The organism is Actinomadura soli (assembly GCF_005889715.1).
GTDB lineage: Bacteria > Actinomycetota > Actinomycetes > Streptosporangiales > Streptosporangiaceae > Spirillospora > Spirillospora soli.
In genome coordinates this window covers 1-11,424 of sequence record NZ_VCKW01000262.1, presented here as the reverse complement: position 1 = coordinate 11,424, position 11,424 = coordinate 1, and the positions used below count along the sequence as shown (strand labels likewise).

Genomic DNA, 11,424 nt, shown 5'->3' with positions numbered 1-11,424 from the left:
ACCCCCTCCTCGCCGCCCGCCCCAGCGGGCACGCGCATGGAAGGCACAGTAGAGCAGGCCGACACCATGATCACACCCAGTGATCATTGAGATCGGGTAATGAAGCCGGGTCAGGCCTGGGGGCCGGCGGCGCGGGCGCGTTCGACGTGCTGCAGGGCGGAGCGCAGCTCCGACAGCCATTCGTCGGTGTTCTTGCCGACGAGCCGCACGCACCAGGCGAGCGCGTCGCTGCGGCTGCGGGCGACGCCGGCCTCGACGAGGGTGTCCAGGACGCGCCGCTCGGGCTGCCGGAGCCGGGTCATGACGGGCACCGACAGGGTGGTGAACATCTCCCGCTCGCCGCCGCATTCGACGCCCCAGGAGACCTTGTGGCCGAAGCGCCGTTCGGCCTCTCGAGCGATGGCGATGCGCCGGTCGCGGGTCTCCTCGCGGAACCGCTGGATGTGGCCGGCGATCGCGCCGGCCCGCTCGGCCTCGGACGCCTCCGACGCCCCGGCGGCGGGCGGTTCGGGGAGGCGGCCGACGACGCTGACCTCCTCGCGGTCGAGGACGACCTCCGGCGGTCCCTCGAACCAGTCGTCGGGGAGCCGTCCGGAGAACCAGCCGCGGAGCTGCTCCGCCGCTTCACTTGTACTCATGTAATCAAAATTACAACTCTATCGGCCGCGGGCGCCAGCCTCTCACGGCATTGACATCAACCACCTTTTGGGAGTTACTTTCATTTCATACTTAACATCAAATGGGGGTGACAGCCATGGCGGTGGGCCACGGTCGGCGCTGGTTCGGGCTGGCGGCGCTGGCGCTCAGCATGCTGGTGCTCGGATTCGACATGACGATCCTCAACGTGGCGCTGACCACGCTCTCGGAGGAACTGCGCGCGAGCACCAGCGAGCTGCAGTGGATCGTCGACTCCTACCTGCTGGTCTTCGGGGCGCTGCTGCTCCCGGCCGGGCTGCTCGGCGACCGGTTCGGCCGGAAGTGGCTGCTGATCGCCGGACTCGGGATCTTCGGCGCGGCGTCCCTCGCCGGCGCGTTCGCGGACGGCACCGGCGGCGTCATCGCGGCCCGCGCGTTCATGGGGCTCGGCGCCGCCGTCGTGACGCCGCTGTCCATGTCCATGATCCCGGCGATCTTCCCGCCGGAGGAGCGGACGAGGGCCGTCGCCATCTGGTCGGCGTCCACCGCGCTCGGGCTCCCGCTCGGCCCGCTGCTCGGCGGCTGGCTGCTGGAGAACTTCTGGTGGGGCTCGATCTTCCTGATCAACGTTCCGATCGTGGTCGCCGGCGCCCTCGCGGTGGCGCTGCTGCTGCCCGAGACGAAGGACCCGTCCGCGCCCCGCGTCGACGGGTTCGGCGCGCTGCTGTCCATGGGCGGCATCGTCGCGCTCGTGTACGGGGTCATCGAGGCCCCGGTGCGCGGCTGGGGCGACGCCGTCGTGCTCGGCTCGTTCGTGCTCGCGGCCCTCCTGCTGACGGGCTTCGCGCTCTGGGAACGGCGCACCGCCCACCCCATGCTGCCCACGAGGCTCTTCCGCGACGCCCGGTTCGCGTGGGCGATGGTCGCGGCCGTCACGGCGAACCTGATGCTGGCCGGGGTGCTGTTCGTCGTGCCGCAGTACCTGGAGGCCGTCCAGGACAACGACGTCTTCGACACCGGGCTGAAGCTCATCCCGATGCTGCTCGGCCTCCTGGCCGGCGCCATCGCCACCGACCGCGCGGCGCCCCGGTTCGGGCACAAGCCGGTCATCGTGCTGGGCCTGCTGGTGCTCGCGGCCGGTTTCGGCTGGGGCGCGCTCACGGGCACCGGCGACGGCTACGCCGGGACCGTCCCGTGGCTGGTCGTGGTCGGGCTCGGCTCCGGCCTCACGATGATCCCGGCGATGGACGCGGTCCTCGCCGCGCTCCCCGCCGACCAGGCCGGACGCGGCTCCGGGCTCGTCCAGACGCTGCGCCAGACCGGTGCGACGCTCGGCGTCGCCGGGCTCGGCAGCCTGCTGGCGGCGATCTACCGCGACCGCGTCGCCACCGGCGGGCTGCCCCCGGACGCGGCCGGCGCCGCCCGCGACTCGGTCGGCGGCGCCGTCGCCGTCGCGGACCGCCTCGGCGACGGCGGGCTGCTCGCCTCCGCGCGGGACGCCTACGTCCACGGCATGGACGCGGTGCTCGGCGCCTGCGGGGCCGCCGCGCTCGCCGTCGCCGTCCTCCTGTTGCTCTTCCAGCCCGGACGCGTCCCCGAAGATGCGGCGCCCACCGCCGATGAAACAGAATCGGACCATGAGCACGTCGCACCCTGAGCACGCGATCGACCGGCTGGAAGAGCGGCTCGCCCGGCTTCCGCTGCGCGAGCGCAAGAAGTTGAAGACCCGGAGGGCCATCCAGGACCATGCCCTCCGGCTCTTCACCGAGCAGGGGTACGACGGGACGACGGTGGAGCAGATCGCGGCGGCGGCGGAGATCTCGCCGAGCACGTTCTTCCGCTACTTCCCCACCAAGGAGGACGTCGTCCTCACCGACGAGTACGACCCGCTCATCGCGGAGATGTTCCGCGAGCAGCCACCGGAGCGGACCCCGCTCGAGGCGTTCCGCGCCGTGATCCGCGAGATCATGACGCAGATGCAGGCGGTGGACCTGCCCGCCACCCGGACGCGGCTGCGGCTCATGGCCGACGTCCCCGCCCTGCGCGGGCGCATGGCCGAGACGATGCGGATGGGCACCCGCGCGGTCCTGTCCGAGCTCGTCGCCGAACGGACCGGGCGGCAGAGCGACGATCCGGAGGTCGAGACGTTCAGCTGGGCGGTGCTGGGCGTCCTGCAAGCGGCGCTCTACCGGTGGCTCGAGAACCCCGAGGAGCTCGACCTGGCCGACCTCATCGACCGGAACCTGGAGTTCCTCGGCCGGGGCTGCCCCCTGTGACCCCAGCGGCGCTTAGCGGGCGAGGCCGTTGGCGATCTTGGGGCTCAACCGGACGGCGCCGCGCATGTTGCGGGTGTAGACGTCCTGCACCTGCACCACGGTGCCGCGCCTCGGGGCGGCCAGCATCTTGCCCTTCCCGAGGTAGAGCGCGATGTGGGAGATGTAGCCGGGCGCGGTCGGGTCGTTGGCCCAGATGAGCATGTCGCCCGGCCGGGCCTTGCTGTAGGGGACGACCCAGCCGACGCGCGCCTGGTCGGCCGCGACGCGCGGGAGCCTGATGCCGGCCTTGGCGAAGGCGTACTGCATGAGGCCCGAGCAGTCGTAGCCGCCCTCGTGCTCGGACTCGCCGCCCCACACGTACGGCCAGCCGAGCCGGGTGTAGGCGGCCCTGATCACCGTCCGGATCTGCCTGGCCGTCATCACCTGGCCATTGGGCACCTGGCCCGTCTCCGGGGCCTCGATCTCCGGGTTGACCTCGACGGCCTTGGCGTTCTTCGGCAGCACCTTGCGGAGCTTCTTGATGAACGTCCCCGGCTCGGTCTTCGGGACGCTGATCAGCATCGCGTTGCCGCTCGGCATGCCGAGGGCCTGGGCGGTGGCGCGCGAGACGACCGCGTCGACGTCGCCGATGCCCATCGTCGCGTACGCACCCACGCGGAGCGGCGACTGGCTCCGCCTGCCGCCGACGGGCACCTGGCTGCCGAGCTCCACGCCGCCGTCGTTGCCCATCGTGAAGGAGATCGCGACGTCGCCGGCCGCCACGTTGCGCCACAGCGCGTCCGACCTGGCGGTGGGCTTCGGCGTGTAGTTGCGGAACGTGGACGGGTCGACGCCCATCAGCCCGACCCGCTTGCCCGCGACCATCCCCTGCACGGCGTCCACGACCTCGACGCCCTTCACGTTCTTGGCGCCGCGCACCTTGGCGACCAGGTCCTGCGGAAGGGTGGACGGCGCGGCGACCAGGACGTGCGGGGTGAGCCGCCTTCCCTGGGGAGCGACGGCCCCGGGCGAGAGGCCGGTGCGGTCGGACGCGGCCACGAACCGGGTGCGCTGCTCGGCGCCACGGGTCGTCGCGGGAGCGTCGTCACCGCGCGCGACCAGGACGGCGACATTGGCGCCGAGGGTCGTCAGCACTGAAACGCCGATGATCGTCGGAAGGGCCCGGCGGTTCGGCTTTCCCACTGCCACACTCCTCGAAGGTCGCCCTGCTCCGAAGTCGCACGGTGTTCACGCCACACCGTGCTCACCTCACACCGTGTTCTCAACGTCGCGCTGTGCTCCGGGACCGACTATGGCGCAGCCGGCCGGCCACCGTCCAGATACCCGGCGGGCCCGGCGGCCACCCTCGTCCGGACGGCCCCGTTGGGTCAGCCTCGTCCCGGCTACCCAGTGGTAACACCAAGCGGGTACGAGATCAAGGTCACGCTGCCACAAAATGGACCAATCGTCCAATTTCCCACGTCAGCCCGATTGCCCGAGCAATTCGCGCGCCAGCTCCGCCGGAGACGTCACCGGCCGCCGGCAGACGAACCCCCGGCACACGTACGCGGACGGGACGCCGTCCACCAGGCCGCGCCCCTCCAGCAGCGGGACGCCCTCCGCGTCCGGCGGGCCCACGCTGACCACCGCGCCCGGCGCGACCGCCATCAGCGCGGTCCGGTGCAGCGCCCGCGTGCGCTCGTCCTCCGGATCGCCGATCACCGCGATCTCCACCGGCCCCGCCGCCCGCGCCTCCGCCACGGCCAGGCCCCAGCCGGCGAACCGCGCGTGCTTGTCGGCGAGCGTCCCCGCCGGGGCGAGCGCCGCCTCCGCGGACTGCCGGTGCCAGTCCGACGCGGTGAGCGCCGCGAACGACAGCAGCGCGCCCGCGGCGGCGAACTGCCCCGAAGGGGCCGCGTTGTCCGTCGGGTCCTGCGGGCGCCGGAAGAGCCGCTCCGCGTCGTCGGCGGTGTCGTAGAACCCGCCTGACCCGTCCCCGAACCGTTCCAGGACCGTGTTCAGCAGCTCACCGGCGAGCCGCACATGCCGCGGGTCTCCCGTGACGCCGTGCAGAGCGAGCAGCCCCTCGGCGACGTCCGCGTAGTCCTCCAGGACACCGGAGTTCGCACCCGCCACACCACCCCGCGACGTCCGCGCCAGGCGTCCCTCACGCAGATGCACATCGACCAGCAGCCGCGCTACTTCCTCGGCCTCGCGGACGAGATCCGGACGGTCGAACAGCGCCCCGCACTCCGCCAGCGCCGCGATCGCGAGACCGTTCCATGCCGCCACGACCTTGTCGTCCCGCGCGGGAGGAATCCTGTGCGCGCGCGCCGACAGCAACGCCGTCCGCACACGCTCGTACCGTTCGTTGTCCTCGGGGTCATGGAGGAGCTGCAGGACCGACGACCCATGCTCGAACGTCCCTGTCACCTCGAACAGGGCCTCCGCGAACGCACCGTCCTCGTCCCCGAGCACTTCGCGCAGTTGCGCGGGCGTCCAGACGTAGTACTTGCCTTCGACGCCTTCACTGTCGGCGTCCAGCGCGGAGGCGAGGCCGCCTTCGTCCGTCCGCAGGTCCCGGAGCATCCAGTCGCACGTCTCCAGTGCGACCCGCCGCGCGAACGGCGTCCCGGTCAGCCGCCACCAGTGCGCGTACACCCGCGCCAGCAACGCGTTGTCGTAGAGCATCTTCTCGAAGTGCGGGACGACCCAGCCCGCGTCCACCGAGTACCGGGCGAACCCGCCGCCGAGCTGGTCGTACAACCCGCCCCGCGCCATCGCCTCCATCGTGTGCGCGGCCATGGCGAGCGCCTCGTCGTCCCCCGTCCGCGCGTGATGGCGCAGCAGGAACTCCAGCGCCATCGACGGCGGGAACTTCGGCGCGCCCCCGAACCCGCCGCGCGCCGCGTCATACGACGCGGCCAGCCCCTTCACCGCGTGCGCGAGCATCTCCTCACCCGGCGCCCGCGTGCCCGCGAGCCCCGACCCCCGCGCAGTGAGCGCGTCGACGACCTGCCGCCCCTGCCCCACGACCTCGTCGCGCTGCTCCGTCCACGCCTTGTGGACGGCCTGCAGCAACGCCCGGAACTGCGCGCGGGGGAAATACGTCCCGCAGTAGAACGGATGCCCGTCCGGGGTCATGAACACCGTCATCGGCCACCCGCCCTGGCCCGTCATGGCCTGGGTCGCCTCCATGTAGACGGCGTCGATGTCCGGCCGTTCCTCCCGGTCCACCTTGATGTTCACGAACAGCTCATTCATGATCCGCGCCGTCTCGCCGTCCTCAAACGACTCATGCGCCATTACATGACACCAATGACAAGCCGCATATCCGACAGACAGAAGAACAGGGACATCGCGCTGCCGCGCCTCGGCCAGCGCCTCGTCCCCCCACTCCCACCAGTCGACCGGGTTGCCCGCGTGCTGCAGCAGGTACGGGCTTGTCGCGTCCTCGAGCCGGTTCATGCCACCGATCCTGCCCGATCCGGACGCCGCCTCACGCCCTCACCCGGACCGGCGCGCCAGGGTGGCGAGGGCGGGTTCTATGGCGCGGTGGAAGGTGGGGTAGGCGTAGATCATTTCGCGGAGGACGGCGGTGGGGGTCTCGGTGTGGACGGCGACGGACAGGAAGCCGAGGATCTCGCCGCCGTACGGGCCCGCGGCGGTGGCGCCGACCAGGGTGCCCCATTCGGTGTTCTCGACGAGCTTGATGAAGCCGTCGTTGCCGGCCTTGTGGATCCAGCCCCGGCTCGACTCCGGGATCTGGGACATGCCGGTGCGGACGGGGAGGTTCTGGTCGCGCGCCTGGGCCTCGGTGAGGCCGACGGAGGCGATCTCGGGGTCGGTGAACGTGACGCGGGGGACGGCGCGGTAGGCGGCGGGCGCGCCCTCCTCGCCGAGGATGTCGCGGACGGCGATGGCCGCCTGGTACACGGAGACGTGCGTGAACGCGCCCATGCCCGTGATGTCGCCGATCGCCCAGACGCCGTCGGCGGCGCGGAGGTGGCCGTCCACAGGGATGCCGCGGGCGTTCTCGTCCAGGCCGACGTGTTCCAGGCCGAGACCTTTCAGGTTGGGACGGCGGCCGGTCGCGACGAGGAGGCGGTCGGCGGCGAGGGTCTCGTCGCCGAGGTGCATGGTGAACTCGTCGTTCTCGTGCGTGACGGCGGTGACGTTCACGCCGGTGCGGACGCCGATGCCCTCGCGTTCGAAGACGTCGCGGATCAGGGCGCTGGACTCCGGTTCCTCGTTCAGGACGAGGCGGTCGGCGGCCTCGACGACCGTGACGCGGGTGTCGAAGCGGGAGAAGACCTGCGCCATCTCGGCGCCCACGACGCCGCCGCCGAGCACGATGAGCGACTCGGGGACCTCGGTGATCTGGACGGCCTCGCGGTTCGTCCAGTACGGGGTGCCGGAGAGGCCGTCGATGGGCGGGGCGGTGGGCGAGGTGCCGGTGTTGAGGACGATCCCCCGCCGCGCGCGGAACACGCGGTCGCCCACCGTCACCTCGCGGGGGGCGGTGATGCGGCCCTCGCCCCGGACCAGCGTGGCGCCCTTGCCGGTGAGGCGGTCGGCGGCGGCCTTGTCGTCCCACGAGTCGGTCGCCTCGTCGCGGATCCGGGCCGCGACCGGCGCCCAGTCGGGACGGACGTCCGCGTCGCCCGCCATCCCCGGGACGCGCCCGCCGTCCGCGAGGAGCCCGGCGGCGCGCACCATGATCTTGGTGGGCACGCAGGCGTAGTACGGGCATTCCCCGCCGACCAGCCGCGACTCCACCGCGACCACGGACAGGCCCGCCTCGGCGAGCCGTCCGGCCGCGTCCTCGCCGCCGGGGCCGAGACCGATCACCACGACATCCACTTCGTCAGCCATGCCTGGACTTCTGCCCAAGATCCCGTCCGGTTAGGCGGTCCTTTTCGGGACTGCGGCGAGATGGCAGCGGGATGCGGTCCAGGTCGTGGACGAGGGTGATGTCGCCGCCGAACCGGGTGGACGCCTCGTCCAGGAAACGGCGCTCGTCGTCGGCGCGGTACCGCTCGGAGAAGTGCGTCAGGACCAGGTGGCGGACGCCCGCGTCCGACGCGGCCTCGGCCGCCTGCGCCGCCGTGAGGTGGCCGTACTCGGCGGCCAGGCCGGCGTCCTGGTGGAGGAAGGTGGACTCGATGACGAGCATGTCCACCCCGTCGGCCAGTTCCCCGACGCCGTCGCAGAGCCGGGTGTCCATGACGAACGCGACCTTCTGGCCCGGGCGTCGGACGCCGCACTCGTCGAGCGTGACCGTCCGACCGTCCGGGACGGTGACGCGGCCGTCCTCCTGGAGCCGCCGGACCAGGGGGCCCCGCACTCCCCTCGCGGCGAGTTCGCCGGGCAGCATCGTCACGCCGTCCGGCTCCTCCAGCCGGTACCCGTACGCCTCCACCGGGTGGGACAGGCGCCGCGCGGCCAGGCCGAACGGGGCGTCGCCGGTGTCGAGCCCCATCCGCTCGCCCGAGACCGGGTGTTCGCGGATGACGTCGGTGTCGCGGAAGACGGCCGCGTGCCGCAGCCGCTCCCAGTACTCCGCGCCGCTCGCCGGGAACGCCGCGTCCACCGGGTGCCCGACGCCGTCGCGGGCGATGCGCTGGACGACGCCCGGGACGCCGAGGCAGTGGTCGCCGTGGAAGTGGGTCACGCAGATCCAGGTCACGTCGTGCGCGGAGACCCCGGCGCGCGTCATCTGCCGCTGGGTGCCCTCGCCCGGGTCGAACAGGACGCCGTGGCCGTCCCAGCGCAGCAGGTACCCGTTGTGGTTGCGGGCCTTGGTGGGCACCGCGCTGGCGGAGCCCAGGACGATCAGATCGCGCACCGACATCCCCCCATGGTGCCGCCCACGGGACCCAGGTAAGCGCTTGGTTATGCTGGGGCGCGTCGTCGACCGAGGAGGGCCCGTGGCCGGTGGGAAGCGCGAGAGGATCCGGATGACGCCGGACGAGGTGGCGTCCTTTCTCGCCGCGAACTTCAAGGTCCAGGTCGCCACGGTCGGCCGGGACGGCGCCCCGCACCTCGTGACGATGTTCTACGCGCTGCTCGACGGCAGGATCGCGTTCACCACGTACCGGGCGTCGCAGAAGGTGCTGAACCTGCGCCGCGACCCGGCCATGACGTGCCTGGTCGAGGACGGCGTGGAGTACAACGAGCTGCGCGGCGTCGCCCTCCACGGCCGGGGTCTCGTCATCGAGGACCCGGAGCCGAGGTCGAAGGTCGGCATGGTGGTCGGGTCGCGCATGGCGGGGCTCCCCGTGCCCGAGATCGGCGAGCCGGTCGACCCGGTCGTCACCGAGGGCATCGAGCAGGCGATCGCCAAGCGCGTCCTCGTCGTCATGGAACCCGATCGCGTCGTCAGCTGGGACCACGGCAAGCTGTAGGCGCGGGTCAGTCCAGGGCGGCGCGGCGGGCGGCGAGCGGTGCGGCCTCCGGGCTCGGGATCGATTCGTACAGCTCGACGGCCCGGTCGAGCGCGGCGCCCTCGGCGGCGTGGTCGCCGCGCTGGCGGGCGGCGTCGGCGATGTGGACGAACATGACGGCCTGCTGGCCGACGGCGTCCAGCCTGCGCATGATCTCCAGGGCCTGGCCGAAGAAGTTGGTGGCGGCGACGGGGCGGCGGGCGCGCAGGTACGCCTCGCCGAGGCTCGCCAGCGCGCGGGCCCGGTGGTGGTCGTCGGGTTCGGGGAGGGCGGCGAACTCGTCCGGGAGGGGGCCGAGCAGGTCGATGGCGCGGTCAAGGTCCTCCGTCATGATCAGCGCGCGGGCGAGGTTGTGGCGGGCCATCAGGATCGTGTGAGGGTCGCCGTCGTCCTCGGCGCTCCGCAGGCTGTCCTGCAACGTCTCGGCCGCCTCCGCCCAGCGTTCCCGTTCCAGCAGCGCCAGCCCTTCGGCCTCCAGCTCCTTCTCGCCGGACGCCGTGCCCCGCCCGCCGGTGGCCGTGGCGGCGAGGTAGTGGTCGAGGACGCGCCGGAGCGCGGCGTCCCGTCCGGCGGCGGTCTCCTCGCGTTCCGCCAGCTCGCGGGCGTAGCCGCGCAGCGGCCCCGGCAGGCTGAACCGGCCTTCGATGGACGCGGCGGCGAGCCCGCGAGCGGTGAGCGTCTCCAGCAGCTCGCGGGCCTCGGCCTCGGGGACGTCCGCCAGGGCGGCGACCGCCGCGAGGCCGATGTCGTCGCCGGGATGCAGGCCCAGCAGCCTGAACAACCGGGCCGCCGCCGGGCCGAGGCCCCGGTAGGCGGACTCGAGGTTCGCGCGCACGTCGAGGTCCTCCCCGGACGCGCCCGGATCCAACCGGCCGTCAGCCGCCCTTCAGCGGCCCCGGCAGCGGCGCCCGTTCGCGGAGCTGCGTCCGGTGGTCGCGGACGTCCCACAGCGCCAGCGCCACCACCACGGCCGCCGCGCAGATGTGCAGGCCGAGCGGGGTGAGCGCGTCGACGGTGAAGGCCGGCACCGCGAGCACGGCGAGGGCGAGGAGCGCGGTCACCCGGGCGCGCGTGAACCCGCCGAAGACGACCCGTTTGAACAGCGCGTGCCCGGCGACGAACAGGGCCGGGCCGCCGAGCGCGACGACGGCGAACGCGGTGCTCACGTGGCCGCCCGGGTGCGCCAGCACCTGCTCGTCCGCGACCGCGCTGACGACGACGCCCGCGATCATGATGATGTGGACGAAGGTGTAGGCGGACCGTCCGAGCCGCCCCGGGTCGGCGGACGACGCGATCCGCTCGGCGGCGGCCTCGGCGGTGTGGTCGAAGTAGATCCACCAGAGCGCGACGGTGCCGACGAACGCCGACACGAACCCGGTCGCGATCGCCGCCGTCGGCGTGTGCCCGCCGAGCGTCGCGCCGGTGACCAGCACCGTCTCGCCGAGCGCGATGATGAGGAACAGCTGGCAGCGTTCGGCCATGTGGGCGCCGTCGATCGTCCACTCGGTGGTGCTGGACCGGCCGAGCAGCGGTGTCGCGAAGCCGTGCCAGGGGGCGAGGTACTCCAGGCCCACGGCCAGCAGCCACACCCCGGCGCGGGCACCGGGGTCGTCGACGAGGGCGCCGGCGATCCACAGCACGCCGGACAGCGCCTTCCAGAAGAGGATCCGCTGGAAGTTGCGGCCCAGTTCGTGGCCCCAGGTGCAGACCACGACGAACAGGGTCCGGCCGACCTGGATCGTGACGTAGGCGGCGGCGAACCACAGCGCCTTGTCGCCGAACGCGCCGGGCAGCATCGCCGCCATGAACAGCCCGGCGATCATCACCCCGACCAGCATGAGCCGGACGGCCGGATGGTCGGGGTCGAACCAGTTCGTCGTCCAGCACGTGTACATCCACGCCCACCACACCGCGAGCAGGAGCAGCAGCGTCTCGGCGGCTCCGCGCAGGGTGAGGTGTTCGAGCAGCAGATGCGACAGCTGGGTGATCGCGAAGACGAAGACGAGGTCGAAGAAGAGCTCGAAGAACGTGACCCGCGCGCCCTGCTCGCCGCGTTCGCGCAGCAGCCCGGTCACCCTGTGCGGGCG

Annotated in this window: 10 protein-coding genes; 3 read left to right on the top strand and 7 right to left on the bottom strand. The window is 72.5% G+C overall.

The features are described from left to right. Positions 1-110 precede the first annotated feature (110 nt). Positions 111-638, bottom strand: coding sequence for a hypothetical protein (locus tag ETD83_RS33985; RefSeq protein ID WP_138649308.1), 528 nt, complete (start codon positions 636-638; stop codon positions 111-113). A gap of 116 nt (positions 639-754) precedes the next feature. Here ETD83_RS33985 and ETD83_RS33980 point away from each other — a divergent pair, with 116 nt between their 5' ends. Both ETD83_RS33980 and ETD83_RS33975 read left to right on the top strand, forming a co-directional pair. After that, entirely contained in the window at positions 755-2,293 is a 1,539-nt protein-coding gene (locus tag ETD83_RS33980) for an MFS transporter (protein ID WP_230421363.1), read from the top strand. Next, positions 2,274-2,912: an acyl-CoA-like ligand-binding transcription factor gene (locus tag ETD83_RS33975; protein ID WP_205718024.1), complete on the top strand. Its 639-nt coding sequence runs from the start codon at positions 2,274-2,276 to the stop codon at positions 2,910-2,912. Before ETD83_RS33980 ends, ETD83_RS33975 begins: the two co-directional genes overlap by 20 nt. A 12-nt stretch (positions 2,913-2,924) precedes the next feature. On the opposite strand, the gene ETD83_RS33970 is transcribed toward ETD83_RS33975, so the two are convergent. The 4 genes from ETD83_RS33970 to ETD83_RS33955 all read right to left on the bottom strand — a co-directional run bounded on the left by ETD83_RS33970 (position 2,925) and on the right by ETD83_RS33955 (position 8,745). Then, entirely contained in the window at positions 2,925-4,094 is a 1,170-nt protein-coding gene (locus tag ETD83_RS33970; protein ID WP_138649306.1) for a C40 family peptidase, read from the bottom strand. A gap of 279 nt (positions 4,095-4,373) precedes the next feature. Beyond that, positions 4,374-6,359, bottom strand: a complete 1,986-nt coding sequence (locus ETD83_RS33965) for a thioredoxin domain-containing protein (protein WP_138649305.1) — start codon at positions 6,357-6,359, stop codon at positions 4,374-4,376. A 39-nt stretch (positions 6,360-6,398) separates the two neighbouring features. Beyond that, a complete protein-coding gene (locus ETD83_RS33960) occupies positions 6,399-7,766 on the bottom strand; it encodes a dihydrolipoyl dehydrogenase family protein (RefSeq protein ID WP_138649304.1) in 1,368 nt (455 codons plus the stop codon). Beyond that, positions 7,759-8,745, bottom strand: coding sequence for a ribonuclease Z (locus ETD83_RS33955; RefSeq protein WP_138649303.1), 987 nt, complete (start codon positions 8,743-8,745; stop codon positions 7,759-7,761). The genes ETD83_RS33960 and ETD83_RS33955 overlap by 8 nt, the downstream gene beginning before the upstream one ends. Before the next feature lie 76 nt (positions 8,746-8,821). Here ETD83_RS33955 and ETD83_RS33950 point away from each other — a divergent pair, with 76 nt between their 5' ends. Further along, positions 8,822-9,298 carry a pyridoxamine 5'-phosphate oxidase family protein gene (locus ETD83_RS33950; RefSeq protein WP_138649302.1) on the top strand — a complete coding sequence of 159 codons (477 nt, stop codon included), beginning with the start codon at positions 8,822-8,824 and terminating at the stop codon, positions 9,296-9,298. 7 nt (positions 9,299-9,305) lie between these two features. Here the strand turns inward: ETD83_RS33950 and ETD83_RS33945 are convergent, their stop codons facing one another. Beyond that, complete coding sequence (locus ETD83_RS33945) at positions 9,306-10,172, bottom strand: tetratricopeptide repeat protein (RefSeq protein ID WP_138649301.1); 867 nt, start codon at positions 10,170-10,172, stop codon at positions 9,306-9,308. A 40-nt stretch (positions 10,173-10,212) separates the two neighbouring features. Next, positions 10,213-11,424 (bottom strand): low temperature requirement protein A (locus ETD83_RS33940; protein ID WP_329603020.1); only part of this gene is annotated, 1,212 nt, incomplete at its 5' end.